Source organism: Enterococcus sp. DIV0802b, assembly GCF_050543535.1.
Classification (GTDB): Bacteria; Bacillota; Bacilli; order Lactobacillales; family Enterococcaceae; genus Enterococcus_D; species Enterococcus_D entomosocium.
The window spans coordinates 690,001-708,657 of record NZ_CP172941.1 but is presented as its reverse complement, the minus strand read 5'-3'; the positions used below and the strand labels follow the sequence as shown (position 1 = coordinate 708,657).

Annotated in this window: 17 protein-coding genes and 2 tRNA genes (1 of these 19 only partly in view); 6 read left to right on the top strand and 13 right to left on the bottom strand. The window is 44.0% G+C overall.

Going from position 1 to position 18,657, the window contains the following annotated elements:
- Positions 1–125 precede the first annotated feature (125 nt).
- The gene (ezrA, locus tag IGJ12_RS03260; protein ID WP_016611694.1) at positions 126–1,847 is read right to left on the bottom strand and encodes a septation ring formation regulator EzrA; all 1,722 of its coding nucleotides are present in this window, start codon (positions 1,845–1,847) and stop codon (positions 126–128) included.
- A gap of 358 nt (positions 1,848–2,205) precedes the next feature.
- On the opposite strand from ezrA, the gene IGJ12_RS03255 reads away from it, so the two are divergent.
- On the top strand, positions 2,206–3,555 hold the full coding sequence (locus IGJ12_RS03255; RefSeq protein WP_016611695.1) for an aspartate kinase: 1,350 nt from the start codon (positions 2,206–2,208) through the stop codon (positions 3,553–3,555).
- 71 nt (positions 3,556–3,626) lie between these two features.
- On the opposite strand, the gene IGJ12_RS03250 is transcribed toward IGJ12_RS03255, so the two are convergent.
- The 3 genes from IGJ12_RS03250 to IGJ12_RS03240 all read right to left on the bottom strand — a co-directional run bounded on the left by IGJ12_RS03250 (position 3,627) and on the right by IGJ12_RS03240 (position 5,961).
- The gene (locus tag IGJ12_RS03250) at positions 3,627–4,157 is read right to left on the bottom strand and encodes a haloacid dehalogenase (RefSeq protein WP_005237530.1); all 531 of its coding nucleotides are present in this window, start codon (positions 4,155–4,157) and stop codon (positions 3,627–3,629) included.
- Positions 4,158–4,261: 104 nt separating this feature from the next.
- Entirely contained in the window at positions 4,262–5,122 is an 861-nt protein-coding gene (locus IGJ12_RS03245; RefSeq protein WP_016611697.1) for a Cof-type HAD-IIB family hydrolase, read from the bottom strand.
- A gap of 8 nt (positions 5,123–5,130) precedes the next feature.
- Positions 5,131–5,961 (bottom strand): DUF72 domain-containing protein, encoded by an 831-nt coding sequence (locus IGJ12_RS03240; protein WP_008377017.1) that lies wholly within the window; start codon positions 5,959–5,961, stop codon positions 5,131–5,133.
- A gap of 88 nt (positions 5,962–6,049) precedes the next feature.
- On the opposite strand from IGJ12_RS03240, the gene IGJ12_RS03235 reads away from it, so the two are divergent.
- Positions 6,050–7,018 (top strand): asparaginase, encoded by a 969-nt coding sequence (locus tag IGJ12_RS03235; RefSeq protein WP_005237533.1) that lies wholly within the window; start codon positions 6,050–6,052, stop codon positions 7,016–7,018.
- Positions 7,019–7,068: 50 nt separating this feature from the next.
- Here IGJ12_RS03235 and IGJ12_RS03230 read toward each other — a convergent pair whose 3' ends face one another.
- The 6 genes from IGJ12_RS03230 to IGJ12_RS03205 form a co-directional block, all read right to left on the bottom strand.
- On the bottom strand, positions 7,069–7,827 hold the full coding sequence (locus IGJ12_RS03230) for an acyl-ACP thioesterase domain-containing protein (protein ID WP_005237534.1): 759 nt from the start codon (positions 7,825–7,827) through the stop codon (positions 7,069–7,071).
- 15 nt (positions 7,828–7,842) lie between these two features.
- Entirely contained in the window at positions 7,843–8,673 is an 831-nt protein-coding gene (locus IGJ12_RS03225; RefSeq protein ID WP_194188748.1) for a fructosamine kinase family protein, read from the bottom strand.
- A 16-nt stretch (positions 8,674–8,689) separates the two neighbouring features.
- On the bottom strand, positions 8,690–9,469 hold the full coding sequence (locus IGJ12_RS03220; RefSeq protein ID WP_005237536.1) for a tyrosine-protein phosphatase: 780 nt from the start codon (positions 9,467–9,469) through the stop codon (positions 8,690–8,692).
- A 158-nt stretch (positions 9,470–9,627) separates the two neighbouring features.
- Positions 9,628–11,016 (bottom strand): L-cystine transporter, encoded by a 1,389-nt coding sequence (locus IGJ12_RS03215; protein WP_010747447.1) that lies wholly within the window; start codon positions 11,014–11,016, stop codon positions 9,628–9,630.
- Between the two features lie 344 nt (positions 11,017–11,360).
- Positions 11,361–12,689: an aminopeptidase C gene (locus IGJ12_RS03210; protein ID WP_008377008.1), complete on the bottom strand. Its 1,329-nt coding sequence runs from the start codon at positions 12,687–12,689 to the stop codon at positions 11,361–11,363.
- A 119-nt stretch (positions 12,690–12,808) separates the two neighbouring features.
- Positions 12,809–13,825 (bottom strand): acyltransferase family protein, encoded by a 1,017-nt coding sequence (locus IGJ12_RS03205; RefSeq protein WP_430619347.1) that lies wholly within the window; start codon positions 13,823–13,825, stop codon positions 12,809–12,811.
- Between the two features lie 164 nt (positions 13,826–13,989).
- Here IGJ12_RS03205 and IGJ12_RS03200 point away from each other — a divergent pair, with 164 nt between their 5' ends.
- Together IGJ12_RS03200 and IGJ12_RS03195 are read left to right on the top strand one after the other, a co-directional pair.
- Positions 13,990–14,379 (top strand): GntR family transcriptional regulator, encoded by a 390-nt coding sequence (locus tag IGJ12_RS03200; RefSeq protein ID WP_005237540.1) that lies wholly within the window; start codon positions 13,990–13,992, stop codon positions 14,377–14,379.
- Positions 14,376–15,764: a hypothetical protein gene (locus tag IGJ12_RS03195; protein WP_430619346.1), complete on the top strand. Its 1,389-nt coding sequence runs from the start codon at positions 14,376–14,378 to the stop codon at positions 15,762–15,764. The genes IGJ12_RS03200 and IGJ12_RS03195 overlap by 4 nt, the downstream gene beginning before the upstream one ends.
- A 115-nt stretch (positions 15,765–15,879) precedes the next feature.
- Here the strand turns inward: IGJ12_RS03195 and IGJ12_RS03190 are convergent.
- Positions 15,880–15,953: transfer RNA gene (locus IGJ12_RS03190), tRNA-Asn, on the bottom strand.
- A 194-nt stretch (positions 15,954–16,147) separates the two neighbouring features.
- Here IGJ12_RS03190 and IGJ12_RS03185 point away from each other — a divergent pair.
- A tRNA-Thr gene (locus tag IGJ12_RS03185) sits at positions 16,148–16,220 on the top strand.
- Positions 16,221–16,913: 693 nt separating this feature from the next.
- On the opposite strand, the gene IGJ12_RS03180 is transcribed toward IGJ12_RS03185, so the two are convergent.
- Positions 16,914–17,348, bottom strand: coding sequence for a universal stress protein (locus IGJ12_RS03180; RefSeq protein WP_005237544.1), 435 nt, complete (start codon positions 17,346–17,348; stop codon positions 16,914–16,916).
- A 392-nt stretch (positions 17,349–17,740) separates the two neighbouring features.
- Here IGJ12_RS03180 and IGJ12_RS03175 point away from each other — a divergent pair, with 392 nt between their 5' ends.
- Positions 17,741–18,097 (top strand): iron-sulfur cluster biosynthesis family protein, encoded by a 357-nt coding sequence (locus tag IGJ12_RS03175; RefSeq protein ID WP_005237545.1) that lies wholly within the window; start codon positions 17,741–17,743, stop codon positions 18,095–18,097.
- Between the two features lie 48 nt (positions 18,098–18,145).
- On the opposite strand, the gene IGJ12_RS03170 is transcribed toward IGJ12_RS03175, so the two are convergent.
- On the bottom strand, positions 18,146–18,657 hold the 3' portion of the coding sequence (locus IGJ12_RS03170; RefSeq protein ID WP_244733079.1) for an HAD hydrolase-like protein. 139 nt of this gene lie beyond the right edge of the window; the window shows 512 of its 651 coding nt (coding positions 140–651); the start codon falls outside the window, past its right edge — the gene reads right to left on this strand; the stop codon is at positions 18,146–18,148.

The window sequence follows — 18,657 nt, the reverse complement described above, 5'->3', positions numbered from 1 at the left end:
AAGGTGACTCGCTGGCTTTGGCTTTATTTAAAGGAAACTTTCCCTTCCTTCGTAAGCGTTAATCATGCAGCGAGCCATTCTTTCCATGAAAAAAGCCAGTCAGTTTTTCACTGCTGGCTTTCGTATTATACTAAGTCGCGGTTATTGAAGTAGAAGTTTTCGATCCGTTTGAAGGCACCTGGTTCTACTCGTTCCAACGCTGTGCCGATTTCATCTAGCGCATCTTGATAGCGATATTCTTTACTGAACAAGTAAAGTGATTTGTCGATCGCTGCCTTGATATCTGGATGAGAATGACGATAGCGGTTGGCATATTGCATCATTTGCTCAGTCAATGCCGCAGCATCCACCAAGTCTTTCGTTTGTTCATCTAAAAGATCAAGATCTTCTTCACAGACAGAAACCAATTTATTGATTTCTTGCATGTTGATGCGAATCTTGTTCAATTCTTTGCCTAGTTCTTCCACCCGATCTGTTGCCACGAAGAAGAATTCTAAGTACTCACCTGGCAAACCAGGTAAGCGTTGCTTCTCAACAAACCGCTTCAAGTTGCGTAGACGGAATTCGAAGCTTTCCACTTTTTCTTGCGCAACTTTTTCGCCACGACGTAATTCCGCAAGGGAATCATCGATTTCGACTTGCTGGCTTTCCACATCATCCAAAATCTTGTAGGCATCTTTGTAGAAGCTTTGCACTTCTGAATAAGGAATTTCGTGCTTTTCTAATTGTGGTAGGTACTCGTTATTGCGACGAGCCAATTCGTCGACTTCCGTTTGGAAACCACGGACGCGACCTAATTCATTATGATTCAATGTATAGCTTTGTGCCGTATGATCCAACTCGATCAACAACTGACGGTTGTTCTTCGTTGCGTGGTCAATATAGTCTTCAATGATTTGGCGATTTTTCATGACATATTTCTTGGCATTGATCTCACGTTCCATCACCGTATACAAGGCATCGATATCACTTGCAGTATCACGACTTGCCACTTCAACGGAAGCGACTTCTGTTTTCGCTAGATCGTTCATGGAGTTTTCAACTCGTTTTTTCACACGGTTGATTTCTTCTTGGAAGTTTGCTTCTGGGAACACATATTTTTGTTCTAATAATTTTTTGTAGCCATCTTGGATTTCTTTCAACTGATCTGGGAAGGTACGGTTTAATTCTTCGTAGGCCGCTGGGATCCGTTTCATTAAGTCTTCTACTTCATAGGTGTGTTTTTCTGCTTGGTCTAACACTTCCCGTGCTTCCACAGGATCGCCTGAAGTATTTAAGGTAACAAATTGGGTGAACTCAATTTCAATGTTTTTGATTTGTTTTTGCAGCTCATTGTAAGCAGGACCGAATTCTTCGCCTTGATCCCGTAGCTTCTTCTTCAAGTCTTCGTAAACGTCCAACGCTTTTTGGACTTCCAGTGAATTTCGTTCTTCACTTTCTCGTAATTCTTTCAAGCCGGCGCGAATCTCTTCTACTTGGCGTTCCATCTCATCCATGGTCGCTTCCGCTTGAACAATCGCCCCTTTTGCTTTGAAAAAGCGGATGCGTTCGTTTAGTTCTTCCACTTCAAAGATTTGACTCTCAAGTTCAGCAAAAGATTTTGTGGAGATATCTGTCCATTGTTGGTTCCACTCACGGAAGGTGTTTTGACTTTGACCAACCAAGTGCATTCTTTTTACTTCATCGACTTCTTCGATCACCGGTAAGTCAAACAGATTTTCTTTGCGTTTTTCCAAGTCATTTAGCTTTTCTTGGTTTTTCTTCCGCATGAAAAAGCCAATTGCATACAAGACCGCTGCGATGATGATGATGGCAATGACAATTCCAAAGATGATATTAGTTCCCATTTTGTGGTTCCTCCAATTTTCAAATATACATGTTTCGTCTAAAATCTGCTGATCAGCAGATTGATTGATAAGTTCGTTGAGTATAAAAAGGACAGACAGTCCCTTTATAAAAAAGCATCTACGCTAGATTATAGCATAAAGAAAAAAATCAAGCATTAGATTGAGGCAAAAAAGATCGACTTTTTTCGCATCGAATAAAATCATTCACGGCTTTTCCATCGATAATGAAAACAAATCGTGAAATTTACATCAACAAGTGACTTTTTTTCTGATTTTTCCGATTTTTTTCAAGAAACCGCTTGATTTCTCCCTATTGAAACTGTACTCTAGTAAAAAGCTTGAACAGGAGTAATGTCAAATGAAAGTAGCGAAATTCGGAGGCAGTTCCCTTGCCTCAGCCGAACAAGTCGAAAAAGTTGTTGCGATAATTGAAAGTGATCCTAAAAGACGGTTTGTTGTTGTCTCAGCGCCTGGTAAGCGTTCCAGCGACGATCAGAAAGTCACCGATCTGTTACTAGCAGTCTGTACCCGTCTGTCTGCCCAAGAAGAAATTACTGATTTAATAGAAGAAATCTATGCGCGCTATACAGCGATCGCCGCCCCCTTTGGTATCGAACAAGTCCATTTAGACCGCATCTGGCAATCATTGGCGGCTTTTCAAACGTTGCCTACCCAAGACAATCCGCATCTTTATGACACGGTCTTGGCAAGCGGCGAAGACAACAATGCCAAATTGATCGCTGGGATTTTACAAAGCCGTGGATTAGCTGCTCGCTACATGAATCCGCAAGAACTTGGGTTGTTAGTGACGGATGAACCCCAAAACGCCCGTATCTTGAACAAATCGTACGCTAAGATCGCACAATGGCGTGATAGTCCTGAAATCTTAGTGATTCCTGGCTTCTTTGGTTACACAGAAGCCGGCGAAATCTGTACCTTCTCTCGAGGGGGATCTGATATTTCTGGTGCCATCGTGGCGGCTGGTCTGCAAGTAGAATTGTACGAAAACTTTACCGATGTCGATGGGATTTTTTCTGCTCATCCAGGCTACGTTCATCATCCAGAGTCCATCAAAGAAGTGACTTACCGAGAAATGCGGGAGCTGTCTTATGCCGGCTTTACTGTGTTGCACGATGAGGCGTTGATGCCTTCATACCATGCGAAAATTCCCGTGGTGATCAAAAACACCAATAACCCAAGTCATCCCGGCACCTTGATCACCAACCAAAGAGACAATTTGGATCAGCCGGTGATCGGCGTTGCCAGTGACGAAGGCTTTTGTATGATCTATATCCGCAAATACTTGATGAACCGCGAAGTTGGGTTCACGTTACGGGTCTTAGAGATTTTCCGGGAATTTGATTTAAATTATGAACACATGCCTTCAGGAATCGATGATATCTCGATCATTATGCGCTCCAACCAGTTGAATCCAGTATTGGAAGAAGAACTGCTGCGCAAGATCGCCTACGAGATCGATCCCGATGAACTGCGAATGACCCACGATCTATCCATGGTCGTCGTCGTTGGTGAAGGGATGCGTCAAAGAGTCGGGATCACTGCCGACAGTACCGCTGCCCTTGCGCGGAAAAATATCAACTTAGAGATGATCAACCAAGGGTCCTCTGAGGTCAGCATCATGTTCGGCATCCACAAAGAACAAGAAAAAGCCGCTGTCAGAACCCTTTACTACACTTTCTTTGATTAAACCAAACGTGCCAGTTGCACCACTCCTTTTGCTGATAAGCAATCGGAACGGGCAACTGGCACGTTTCTTTATTATTCTGACGATTCTTGGGCTTGCGCTTGTTTTTGTGCCAATTGGCGTTTGATTTCTGCCTTGATTCGCGGTTCAGGAGCAAACCGTTCTTCCCAATCGCTAGGCTTCATGACTTTGTGGGTCTCAGGATCATAATGGGGCTGCCCATCTGGAAAAAGTTTCCCCATGTTGGCGTCATGAACGATAGCCAGGATCGGCGCTGGATCGACCCCTACCAGTGAAAAAGAGCCATAGGTAAAATACAGCAGATCACAGAGCGCATCGACTTGTTCTACTAGGGAATCACTGACAGGCTGTTGTTTGGCAGCCAGCTTGGCTTGGGCTTGATCAATCGCTTGATGCAAATGGGTCAACCCTGCTTGAAAGGTCTCTTCGTCATTGTTGCTGGCAGCATAAAGGAACTCAACTAATTCTTCAATTTTAAAACCAGCACGAAACTGGGCTTTTTCCGCTGAAAAAGCTTGTGGATATGGCGGTCGTGTTGGATCAAAGGTTTTATGAAACTCTTCCGTCATTTCAAATGGACTCATTTCTCTCGCTTCTTTCTGCTTTTTCTAATGGTTCTGTTTCATGGTTCTGCGCTGTCTCCTACGTTGCTTCATGGATTGGCTACACCTTGTTTATTTTTTTTAATTCAATCCCTTGCTTGGGCATCCTCGGCAATGATCCCAAAATGGATCAAGGCTTTCTTGATGCCGTCATGATCGTTGGTGTCCGTCACAAAGTCAGCACTGGCTTTGGTGATGGGCTGGGCATTGCCCATCGCAACCCCGATCCCCACACCTTCTAACATTTCCACATCATTAAAATGATCCCCAAAGGCCATCGCTTCTTCCATCGCGATCCCTTCATAGGCCAAAAATTCTTTGATCCCTTTGATTTTCGAACCGTTTTTCGGCACGATATCAACAGAATAGGCATTGGATCGCTTAAAATCACATTGCGGCAGCTTGGAGCGTAATTTTTCGCGCTCTGATTCAGGGCTCAGCATAATGCACTGATAGATTGGCTCTCGTAAAATGTCCAATGATTCATAACGTTTGGCGTTGCGATTGGGACTGAAGCGCTGCAAGACTTTCTTTAAAAAACCGACGGGAAATTTTTTCGGTACATAGCGCAAATAGCGCTGCATGACGGGTGATTGGCTTAAACGGATCGTCAAGCTGCCAGCCACTTGCGTTTCTCCGCCAAACATGACTTGACGATAATTTTCATCGGCGTATTCTACGATCGCTTCCAGCGTTTGTTTTGGAAAAGGTTTGGCATAAATCAAGGTTTCCTTCGTGTAAACATATTGGCCGTTATAGGTGATAAACATGTCTAACGACAAGTAATCGATCACCTTCTCTAAATCAACCGGACCACGTCCGGTGGCAATGCCGCAGAGGACGCCATTGGCTTGGGCTTGTTTGATGGCTTCACGGGTACTGGCAAGCGCCTTGCCGTTACTGGCAATCAGTGTGCCATCAATATCAAAAAAGATTGCTTTTATCATATGACTCCTCAAAATAATTTCAACTGATTAGGATTTAATGCTTCGTAATCGATCTGCAGCGCATCGATCAATGCGCGAGCATTGTCAGCGGCGTCACGACCGGCATTATTATTAAAGACTACTGCGACTTCTTTGGCATTGGCTTCGATGGCTTGAATCGCTTGTTTTAACTCCGTTAGTTCGGCTTGGTCATAGCGATACAAGGTCCGCAGATTTTTGGCATCTGGCCCCGTCGCTGTCCAGCCGCTGTCGTTGCGTCCATGAAAACGGCACAGGACAAACGCAGGATTGGTCACGGTTGGATCAAGGGGAATCGTGGTCGATAGCTTTTTCGGCTGATCAACGACTACTAAGGAAAACTGTTTTCGCTTCATATAATCGATCATTCCCGGATACAGTTTCGGCTGATACCAGCTGCTGTCTCTCAGCTCAATCGCCACTGGGTAACCCGCAAACCATTCTCGCACTTGATCTAAATAGGCGACATTTTCTTTCGTACATTTAAAGCTGTTGGGAAATTGCGCCAATAGGCAAAACAGTTTGCCCGCTTCTACCATTGGCGCGATCGCTTCTTTATAAAGCTGCAGCGCTTCGGTCATGGTCAACTGATCTGGCAAATCCCCTTGGGTGGTCACACTTTGATGGACTTTCAACACAAAGCGGAAATTTTCGGGAATCTGGGTCAACCAATTGCGCACGTCTTTTTCTTTTGGCAAAAAATGATAGGTGGTATCCAGCTCAACTAACGGAAAATAACGGGCATACTCAAATAATTTCGAGTTTTTTCTTTGCACGAGACTGCCATGTTCACTAAATGTGGTACAACCAATTCGAATCATTTTTTCCCATCGCTCCTTGTTTTCTTATTTTAATAGTATACAATAGTTTTGAGTTAAGAGTAAATAAATCATTGCAGGTGATGAAAAAATGAAACGAATTCTCGTGTTGCACACTGGCGGCACCATCGCCATGAAAGAAGATACCCTGACAGGCGGCGTCAGCCCCGATGTCAGCAATCCGCTGATGGATGCACCGATCCACATTGATGACGATGTTGAATTGATCGTCGAAGACATTTTTAATATTCCCAGTCCTCATATGACGCCAAAAGAAATGCTGCAGCTGAAAGAACGTATCCAGCTGGCGCATTTAAGCGGTGTCGATGGGGTCGTGATCACTCACGGAACCGATACGCTGGAAGAAACGGCCTTCTTTTTAGATACCACGATCGGCGGTCAGTTACCGATCGTGGTGACTGGTGCCATGCGCTCAAGTAATGAAATCGGCAGTGACGGGCTTTATAACTTTGAAAGTGCGATTCGGGTCGCCAAGTCCCCCGATGCCATAGGAAAAGGTGTCTTAGTCGTCATGAACGATGAGATCCATTCCGCACGTTATGTTACGAAAACCCACACCACCAATATTGCGACGTTCCGCACCCCGACATTAGGTCCGATCGGCTTAGTCACAAAGCACCGAATCTTGTTTATGCAAGAGCTGTTAAATAACCGCCATTTGGATGTTGATCGTGTCGATGGTTTGTTTCCGATCGTCAAAGCCTATGCTGGGATGACCGGGGAATTGTTCGATGCTTTAGCCGACTCGCTGATCGATGGACTAGTGATCGAAGCTTTAGGCGCTGGCAATCTGCCGCCTCAAACCATTGAGCCTTTGAAAAAACTGATCGCTAGAAACATTCCGGTCGTCTTAGTTTCTCGCTGCTTCAACGGAGTTGCCGAGCCGGTCTATGACTACTTAGGCGGCGGGATCGAATTGCAAGCTCTTGGGGTGATTTTCTGCAATAGCATCAATAGCCAAAAAGCCCGCATCAAATTGTTGATAGCGAAAAACCGTGGGTTGACCATGGATGAGCTTCCTGATTTCATGGAGAATTGACCAAACAAAAACCCTTTTGCCATTCCGTTAACGGAGGCAAAAGGGTTGTTTTATTTTTCTCGCCAAGTAAAGATGGCTTCGCAGTAAGTATCCTCACCGATCTTGATCTCGTGGATCGTTTGCAGCGGCACAGCCTCGCCGGCTTCATCGACTGTCTTTTCATTGATTTGAAAATGGCTTTCGATCAAATGGCCGTAAGCAACTTCCCGATCAAAGCGGATCGTCACTTGTGTCACTTCATGTTTTGTTAAAAACTCATAGCCTAAGACGTCCATCAGCCAATTGAAATACATGGCGTTGTTGACATGCTGATTGCTATCGATATCGTAGAAACGCACCCGATACGGCAAAAATTGTCCTTGCGTGATAGGGGTGATCTTCGGATAGCGTTTGATTCGCTTAATTTTTTCACTGCCAAAAGGCACCACGATCTCATCCGGAACACTGCTGACTTTGCGCGTCTCCGGGTCCATCAACGCAAAAACCGCTTCGATTTTGACCAATTCCGTTCCGTCTTCTGCCAATAACCAAAAGTAACGGTAGCAGAAAAACTTATTGTATTCTCTCGCCTGGGTCGCCACTTGGATCTGCTCCCCTACGCGCGGCAAACGAGTTACCGTTATATGATAGCTGGTAATGATCCAGGTCAAGCCATAACTAGCGATGACTTCCGGTCCGCGGTTTAACGCCGCACTTTGTTCTTCTGATGTCTTGATGGCAATGCCTAGCATGGCTGGAAACGTCATCGTTTGGTTGACATCACATTCATAATACGCCACTTCATGCGTGGTTTGATACTTTGCTGCCATAGTTCTAATTGCCTCCTAAAAACGACTCAATATTTCATCGACAGTTGGTCCATAACTTTCGCCAAATTGATTCAAATGGACCAATAAATAATACAATTGATACACTGGCAGTCGCTCTTTCCAATTCTCATCTAATGGATAGACTTCTTGATAGCCTTCCAAAAATTCCTGACGAAAACCGCCGAAAAGCTGGGACATCGCAATATCCATCTCTCGATCCCCATAGGCGACTGCCGCATCAAGAAACACTGGTTCTCCTTGTTGATCGAACAGCACATTCCCCCGCCAAAAATCACCGTGTAATAAAGCAGGTGTGACGCTGCGATCACGCCAATTCTCATGCAAAAATTCTTTCAAACGCAGATAAGCGGCTTCCCGTTTGGCATGCCAGTGATTACCCAGCTTCGCTAATTCGACTTGCACATCCAAACGGCAGACTGTGAAAAAATCAAGCCAATCGGTGGTTTTCGGATTGACTTGCGGCAAAAAGCCGATGTAATTATCTTCGTAAAAACCAAAAGTCTCCTGCGTCTGCTGATGAAGCCGAGCCAAGCTTTGGCCTAAGCGCCGCTGCTGTCCTTCCCCACTATCGATCCATTCCATCAATAAAAACGCCCCCTCTTCGGTCTGACCGAGACGTTCGATTTTTGGCACCCGCACGAAAGGGGCTAATTCAGCTAAGCCGTTGATTTCTGCTTGAAAGAACATCGATGAAACATGAGGATGGGTCTTTAAAAAATAGCGATTTTCTGCTGTCGTGAAACGATACGTTTGATTGACATCCCCACCACTGATGGGCGTTAGCGAGCCGGTCATCCCGATTGCTGCGAACAATGCTTCCTCCATACGGATCTCCCTTTCTTTACTCAGTCAGTTGGGCAGTCAAGTACGCTTGTTCCTCTTTCGTCACCCCTAGTCCTTGCAGAAGATACTGATCGACCGAACCGAAATGCTGATCGATTGCAGCCAAACTTTCCTCAAGAAAACTCTCTTTGGCACTCATCAAAACCGTGATCGCCGTTAACAGCTCTTGCGGCAAATGCTGGGTCATTGGGGCAAATTTTTCTTTTAGCATTGGGGCTAGATAGCGATTGGTCGCTAAATAATCTTCTTTGATCGTCGCTGGTGCCACCGCCAACACATGCAGCAATAAAAAGGCGCCAAAGCCTGTGCGATCTTTGCCGGCGGTACAGTGGAACAAGGTTGCTCCTTCGCCTTCCGCATTGTCGATCACATGATCAAAGAACTGCCGATATTGTTGGCGGGCATAGTCGCTTTCAACAAAGTGACGGTAGACTTTTTTCATCTGCTCTTCGGCATCTTCCCCATCTTCCAAGCGCTGCTTCAAGCTTTCTGGCGACAAGGAAACCATCGTTTCGTCTTCTTTGAAAATAGGTAAAAAAAGCTGCTTTGCTGTGGCGATCGGTCGATCAGGCTGTGCATTGGCTTCAGCGATGGAGCGAAAATCAATGACCTGATTGACCCCATAGTTTGCCAGTACTGCTTGATCTGAAGCAGTCAATTCATTGATCGCCGCACTGCGGATCAATTTTTTTCGTTTGATCGTCGTGCCGTTTGTCGTTTGATAGCCGCCAAGTTCTCTGACGTTTGCTGCTCGTTCTAGTTGAATCAATTGTGTCATTGCTTATCCCTCCCGCGATGTTCTAGTTAAAAGTATAGCAGAAACTTCGCTATTAAGGGCACTGAAACCTAGATTTTTCTATGAGCTGAGCTTTAACGGACAAAAAAAAGAAAGACCACACGCAGTCTTTCTTTGCTTTCGCTTGTAAAAAAATGTTTCTATTCGGCTTCGATCACGGCGGCAGAATCATCTAAGATCGAACGATCCAGTTCGTTGATACGGCTGCTGGTCACCATTCCCGCAACCATACTGTCGCTGACATTAACGAGTGTCCGTGCCATATCGATCAATGGTTCAACAGAAATAACTAAGCCTACGATGGCGATCGGCAAGTTCATTGAGCCTAAGACGATCAATGAAGCAAAGGTTGCGCCACCGCCGACACCAGCAACGCCGAATGAGCTGATCGTAACTACTGCAACTAGCAGCAGGATAAACTGCCAATCAAAGACATTGATCCCAACCGTTGGTGCAACGATCGTTGCCAACATCGCTGGATAAACACCCGCACAGCCGTTTTGACCAATCGATAACCCAAAGCTGCCTGCAAAGTTAGCCGTGGCTTCATCAACACCTAACGCTTTGGTTTGGGTTTCGATGTTCAATGGCAAGGCACCGGCACTTGAACGAGAAGTAAAGGCGAAGCTCAAGACTGGAAAAGCCTTTTTGAAATACGTTACTGGATTGACCCGTACAGCGATCAGCAATAATGAATGAACGAGTAAGACCAAAATCAAAGCGGCATAAGAAGCGATGATAAATTTCCCTAAGTTCAAGATGGCTTCAAAATCACTTGAAGCTAATACGTTAGTCATCAATGCCAAAACCCCATAAGGTGTCAGGCGCAAAACTAACGTGACGATACGCATCACGATTTTATATAAGCTGTCCATCAAATTCGCAAAAGTTTCCGCTTCTTTCGGTGATTTGCGTTTGACACCAAGAAAGGCAATCCCAACAAAAGCTGAGAAAATCACGACCCCGATCGTACTTGTCGAACGAGTACCAGCAAAGTCGGCGAAGACATTACTTGGGATGAAAGAAACGATTTGTTGTGGGATCGATAGATCTTGGACTTGTGTCGAACGTTCCGCTAATTCTGCGATCCGCGCTGTTTCCGTTGCTCCTTCGGTAAAGCTGGCACCGTCAAGACCAAAGACCATGACCATCACGATCCCGATCAAGGCAGCGATCGCCGTTGTCCCTAGCAAAGTCGCAAGAACCGTAAAACTGATCTTCTTGATTTTTTCGCTTTCTTTCATCTTGGTGAAAGCACCAACGATCGAAACGAAGATCAAGGGCATGATCAGCATTTGCAAGAGGGCCACATAGCCGCTACCGACCATCGTGATCCAGTCAAGAGCTTGCGTGACAACATCAGAGCCTGTCCCAAAAATCAGCTGTAGCACACCACCAAAAACGATCCCGACGAACAACGCCGCAAAGACCCGCGTTGAAAACTTCACGTGACGCTTTTGCAATAAGTAGAACCCATAAATAAGGGCAGCAAAAAGTAGAACAACAATAATAGTTAACAGATTTGTCATTTGAATCCTCCTTTTGTTCAATAAACATGACAAAGTCTGTCAGAGGAAGTAAAGGTTCCCAGTGACCATTCTTCAACAGTTCACTCTAATGAGACGTGTGGCATCATTAGTGACTATTCCATTTTAAAGAAGTTTGCTTCATCTTACAATAAATAAGTTCCCACTTTTCTGGGATGGTACCGCTTTTTTGTCAGTAAATAAAAAAAAACCGTTGCCACACTCCCATGCTGCTAGGATTTCTGCTTTCCTAACGGTTGGATTGCGGCAACTGGTTCGTTATTTTTTCATTTCGTCTTTTTGAAAAATTTCAGAAAATATTCAGGCAATCATTAGAAATTGCTGACTTACGCCAAAGCGCCCATTGGATCCCAAGGTGCTAAGACCGTTGGTTCTGCTTCAAAGGCAGCCAATTGTTCTGCTGTCAGGAATTCTTTGCGAACCACGATTTGATAGGTGTATTCATCCATCCATGCATCGCTCATGACGAAGAAGCCATTCGTTCCGACTTTTTCACCCCAGCTGTTTTCGACTTTCCATTTGGTTGATTCGCCGTCGATCAAGTCAACGCCAGTCAAGACCATCGCATGGGTCATTAAGCTTTCGCCAAAATCTAAGCGTTCTGCTTTGGTCATCGTAAAGTCGATATCAAATAAGTCGTTGATATCATAGGCATCTAATGCCATGATCCCAGTATCTCTGGTAGAAGATTGACCGACATCACAACCGAACCACACGGACTCCCCTTGTTCCAATTGAGCGATCGCTAATTTTTTGAAGGTCGGCATATCGACGTTCAAGTATTTGACTTCTTTGCCGCCAACCACGTTGCCTAGCATTTCTACGGTATACGATTGATTGTAAGGTTTGTCGGCAGTTGGTGCGTTGATGATGCTGACATAATCGTCAAGGTCCACCCCGACATATTTTTCATAAAAGCTTTGTGGTGTTAAGTTGCGATCAATGTGATAGTTTTTGTCTTCATCACGGTATTCAAAATCAAAGGTTTCTGGCGGTGTGCCTAAAGAAGTCGCTAAGAAACGATAAATGTCTTCCAACATCGCTTCTTTGGCTGTTTGGATGTCTTCAGCTGTTTTGCCTTCAGCCACTAGCTGACGCAAAGCAACCGCATCTTTACGCAGTTTTTTGTTCAAGTAATTGTTTAGGTCACGAGAATTGGAAGAGTTGCTGCTTTCTGGCATGACCGTTTTTGGTACGACACCATATTTTTGGAAAATCGAAACGATCATGTCCCATTGCCCACCATCTTGTTGTGGTGTTTGCAATAAGAAAGCAACTTTGCGACTTGTTAAAGGTTCGTTAGCAGTTGCTAAAATATTTTCATAGAAATAGTTGGCTTTTTCGTATTTGTCCCAAAAGAAGGTATGGTTTTGCGACAATTCAAATTCTTTTAAATTGAAATCATTCAGCATCTTATGACGGAATGTATTCAATGCGGCAAACATCCAGCAGCGGCCTGATTGTTTTTGGTTTGAGACTTTCCCTGTTGTCACATCGACTGAGAAAACCGGCACATTGTTGACTTTTGCTGACACGTTTTCTGCAGAAGCGGTGATCCCATTTTTCACAACACTCCGTTGCAGTGCCGTTTGTTTATTATTTTCTTGATACGCTTGCGCAAAGGCAGCGGTGGTCTTTTTTGAAATTTCTGACATATTTCTTCATCCTTTCACTTTCCGTTCCTTCCATTTTACGCCTCTGCCTCTCAAATAACAACCGCTCCTAGAAAAATGAAAAAATCATCTTTCTAAGAGCGGTTGCTCGTATCAAGGATTTAAAGGGTGAGCATCAAAAGCAAAAAGCCAAGTAAAACAAAGGATAGTCCTCGTTCAAATCGTGCATACAGGAAGCGGATCGGGCGGCTAGCTAGCAAGATCGTCAGTAAAACACTGGCTAACACCAACGTCACAAAGCCTAATACCGACAGATTCAAGTCGGTGATGGCTAATGTCCGCAAGCCCTTGATGAAGATCCCCTGTAAAAGATAGACCAGCAGTGTGTTTTTGCCCCACTTCGTAAAAAATAGGTGCTCTCTGGGCACGAGGCTCAGAAAACCGATGATCCCCATCAGCCCGATCACGAAAAAGACCGCACGCAAGGGACCGCCGAACAACGGATAGCTCAAGTAATCGTCATAAGGCTTGGAACCAAAAACCATGTACTTGTTCATCCCATGAAAAAACGCGATAAAGGTGTAGATGATCGGTAGGAAAAGCAAACTGATGGTTCGAATCTTTGGTTTCAATAAAAAGCGCATCTCATTTTTGGGAAAATAAAACCCGATAATGAAAAACGGCAAAAAGACAAAGGTCCGCTGCAAGGTCAACACTTGATTTAAAAACGGCACGTAGCCAGCAAAGATGCTCAAGCCAACACTCAGCAGGATCGCCTGCTTTTTGGACATTTTTTGAAAGATCAACAGCGAGAGCTGCCAAAAGAACATGCTAAGCAAAAACCAAAGTGCCCATTGCGGATTCAACAGTTGGATTTTTAGCGACTCCCGTAGACCGATCAACCAGTAATAGACGGTGTAAAACACCTGAAAGAAGACATAAGGCAGCAAGAACTTTTTCATCAACTCACGAAGCTTGTGTCCCTTCGTCAACGGTTTGGCAAAGTACCCAGCCAGAAAAACAAAAGCTGGCATGTGGAAAGTGAAGATAAAATAATATAGGTCATGATAAAACTTCTGATCGCCGATAAAAGGCTGCAGCAAGTGACTGAAGACGACCAAGATCATCAGTAAAAATTTTGCATTATCAAAGTAAGCCGTTCTTTGCGATTGGCTCATAAAAAGTTCCTCCTCTAAGTTGTATCTGTCAAAGGATACCTGATCCATGAAACAGAACTGTAACAAGCTATTTACTTTTTTCTAACGATTCTTGTTCATTTGATTACTAGTTGCTATTTTGTATAGTTTGTATTAATATATATAATACAAAGGAGCTGTTTTCGATGATATTTGATATTCAAACCCAAAGCAACCAACCCATCTACCAGCAGTTGCGGGAACAGATCATTGTCGGTATCGCAAAAGGCGATTTGGCCGCTGGCGAATTGCTGCCATCCGTCCGTCAATTAGCCGAAGAGATCGGCATCAATACCATGACGATCTCAAAAGCCTACAATTCCCTCAAAGAAGAAGGCTTGTTAGTCACAGATCGCCGCAAAGGAACCGCCGTTGCCGCGCCACCACCGTTTACTTCCGGACAAGAAGCGGAGTATCGCCAAAACTTACAGCTACAGCTAGCAACCGCTCTCTTACACGGCAAAAGCAAGCAAGCGCTTTTAACGGATGTTCAACAACTTCTGGACCAATTTCCTGAAAGGAATGAATGCAAATGACTTATCTTTTTTTCATTATTGCCCTCGTCCTCTGTGGGACGACCGCATTTGGTTTACGCTTGATCAGTAAACCCCACAAAAATGTTTTACTCGAAAATACCCTTGCCCCTGAGCATCTGGATGATCCTAGCGTCCACAGCTTGATCACAGAATTTCGCAAGCGTATCTTACAAGTCGTTGGTACATTTAGTGTAGCAAGTCTCCTTTTTTTGTTCAATTTATCTGACTCCATCATCCTTACCCTGTTCTGGCTTTATATGGCCGCTTTGTTAGGGACAGCTTACTTGATGCAAGTACATTACATCGGGAAAATGCGGCAATTGATCCTTACCAATGGATGGGAACTACCCATCGATCCGATTCGGATCGATACGAAACTCGTTCAAAACAAAAATAAGCGGATGCTGCCTTGGTATAGCCTCGTTCCTGCGGGGATTTTGTTGATGATCAGTTTGTACCAAGCATGGCAGTTGCCTGATCTTTCTACAGGATACTTGATGGGCGGTGTCTCCTTAGCAATTTTTGCGCTGTTCCTCTATCTCTGGGTGATCATCAGTCGCTTACCCGTTCGCGGGATCAGCGGCAATTCAACTATCGATCAACACATCAATGATCTAACAAAGCGCTATTGGTCCTTAATGATCGCCGTGACTTGCACCATTACGCTGCTCTTGTTGACTGTCCCGCTGGCGTCCATGTCCGCTACCGGAGCATTCAGTACTATCCTCTTAGTGCTCTTTGTTGTTTTGGTGGTTTTCTTGATCGTCTTTACCTTCTTCTTATTGCTTGATCTGCGTAAAAAACAAGATCAGCTCTTAGAACCAGCAGCACAACCGCGCTATTATGGCGAAGATGCTTACTGGCGATATGGTTTTTACATCAATCCTAATGATGCGCGTCTGTTCGTTCCTGACCGTGTTGGGATGAATATCGGCATCAATTTAGGCAAACGCAGCGGACAAATCGTCGCAGGCATCACCGCTGTCTTCTTACTTGTGTTAATGATCGGGACCATCATTCCGATGTATCGCTTAGATTTTACTGCTGATGCGATCACTGGTGAAGTGCAAGGACAAGAAGTCACCTTCGATGCACCAATGACCGGGAAAACTACGGTCTCTTTGGCAGATATAGAGACAGTGGAATTGATCGAAACATTGCCGTCTCCTCGTGTTCGTACCATGGGTGTAGGAACCGCCAGTTACCAAATCGGTCAGTTTACCGTTGCCGGCGAACCTGCCAGAATGTTTGTCGACACGAAGGTGACGCCCATTTTAAAAGTCACTACTAACGATGGCCCAACTGTTTTTTACACAAATAAAAAAGCCGCCGAAACGACGGATTTATACGAGGAACTTTTACAGAAGATTTCCTCAGCGGAGTGAGTGTTCTGGAGAAAAAACTGGGGAACCCATTATCCCCAGGCTATCCACAACCAACAAAAGAACGGACTCTTTCCAACAAAAAAACGACCTTCCGAAACGAAGGTCGTTTTTGATACTCCGGCAGTAGGACTCGAACCTACGACATCATGATTAACAGTCATGCGCTACTACCAACTGAGCTATGCCGGAAGAATCTATCTGTACTATACCAAATAGTCAGATAATTTAGCAAGAGCAAAAATCAATTTTATGATCCTTTTTTTCAAGAAAATCCCCTTTTAGAAACTTCCCTTCCCGCAAAGCGTTTTTCTCAAGAAATATCCGAAAATCTCATTGACAAAGTAGCGCCTTTACGGTATTCTATATCTTGTGTTAAATAACACGCCGCTTTAGCTCAGTTGGTAGAGCGCATCCATGGTAAGGATGAGGTCGACGGTTCAAGCCCGTCAAGTGGCTTTGGTAGGACAACGTTTGTCGGACGTTGTCTTTTTTTGTACATCTCATTCCCAATATATAGCGATAATTTCTAAAGTTAACAATTCGTATTGCCTCTAATTACTTGCGATATACAAAAGAAATAAGATAGTAAAACCCAATAGTACGAAAGATACAACTGCTTTCACCATTCTCGCTGCATCTTTAAATTTGAACAAGAGCGTATAAAGATTAATAAAGTAAATGATCGACAGGACTGCTTCTTGCGAATATTCCTTCACTTGGATCAAGCCTAACCATATACTCAGCAAAGGAATAAAAAAAACAACCTAATAGTTTTCTGCAACACGCTTCATTTCATTCTCCTTTCCAATGATAGCCACTTGCAACCAGCTGAATCATGGAAACTCAGTAAATTATCAGCCCCTCTCTCCAATACTTTTCCTACATCCTTTGCTTATTAAAAGTGTAACAAACTATCTTTTCTAACGGTCAACCTAGTTCAATTTACATAAATATTTTTTTGATAAAACGACGAAAAGACGTTTTCAATCGTTACTCACAGCTCAATTTTAGGCACTTCTTTTTTACAACAAAAAACCTGCTCTCCTAAAGCCAAGAGAGCGGGTTTTTCAACTAAACTGAATTTTTTTGAAAGGAGATGCCTTATGCTGACTTAAAAAATAACATATTTTTTCCGTTTGATTCAACTTCTTACTTCACGACCAGCACCGTACATTTCGAATGATTAACGACATAATCGGTGGTTGAGCCCACGACAGCTCGAGTCAATGTACCTTTGCCAGTTGCACCGATAACGATCAAATCAATTGGATACAATTCAGTCGCTGCATGAATGATAAAACGTTTTGGATCACCGACTTCAACGATCACCTCAACATCTTCCACCCCATGTTGATTGGCATCATAGATTTTTTTCAACATATCCGTTTCCACACGTAATTTTTCTTGATCAAAAATTTTCGCAAAAGCATAGGCACTTGTGGATAACTCAGCATTGTTGATAACAGAGAGGACATACAATTTGGCTTTGTTCCTACGACAAATCGCGAGTGCTTCTTGGAACGCTTTTTCTGACTGATCCGACCCATCTAAGGCAACAAGTACATTTTGAGAATTACGTAGCATCCAAATCGCCTCCTTTTCTTTATTTTACCACAAAAAATGGAAGCGTTACAAAAAAGGACGAGGTCTACTCTTAAGAGACCTAAAACTTCCTTTAAGATTTGTGAAGGTCCTTACTTGATTCCGCAATTATGCAGTAAAATAAGGAGAACAATGATTCGAGGTGAAAGAAATGCGCTCTTTTTTCCATGCTGCAGTCACTGTGCTCTTGTACTTAGGGCTTTTCTTGCTGATAATCGGTATTATCGCCTTTTTCTTGCTAAAACTTTAAGCTTGGCTTGTGGAAAAGCAAGTTGCTGTCACATCCCTAAGAGGAGTGATACACTTGGTTTATCAACAATTATCGAAACGAAACAGCTTGTTGCTCATTCGTTTCAAAAAGGAGATCATGCATAATGGACTTACATATTACCCCTAGTGCCGTTGCTCGCTTTCCAGAAGGACACGACTTATATATTCTGACGAGTAATGACGGATCGAACCAATTTTCTTCAGCAGCTGGATGCTGTATGATCGGCGAACGTTTTTTGATCACACCGATCGACGAACCGTTAGACCCATACAATGAGTTAGTCTCAAGCAATCAGTTTACTTTTTTTACATCAACCTATGATCAAATGTTCTTGACTGGTCATCTAATTCTAGATGTTCACCCAACTTCAGGAACCTTGATTTTGAAAAACGAAAGCGGCTATTTGGATACCAATCTTTTATTGGAAGCCTCTCCGCAGTTGAAGCAAACGAATGTGTAACAAAAGAGCTGACAAACGCCTTGTAAGGTGCTTGTCAGCTCTTTTTCTCTATACGGAATGGGAAATCAACGAAAGAAGTTCCTGTGTCTCATCGGCTAAAGCGATTGCACCAGCATCAAGCAATTCTTCTCGTGACCCAAAACCATATAAAACACCGATTGCCGGTAACTGGTTTTCTTTTGCACCTAAAATATCATGCTCACGGTCGCCGATCATGATGGCTTCCTGCGCTTTTTGCTCCTTTTCGATCTCAGTAAGTGCGTAGCGGATAACCGCCGCTTTTTCCCCACGTTTATTCTCAAGATCCGCCCCATAGATTCCTTTGAAATAGCCATCATACTTGAGATGGGTCAGGATCTCTTTTGCAAAAACTTCTGGTTTCGACGTAGCGATATACAAATCGTGATCCTGCGCCAGCTCCTGCAATGTTTCTTCAATGAACGGATATGGTTGTACTTGAAACATCCCCGCTTGACGATAATTTTCCCGGTAGAAGGCAACGGCTTGCTGGGCAGCAGCTTCATCTAAGCCCAAGCCACGGAAGGATGCAATCAAAGGTG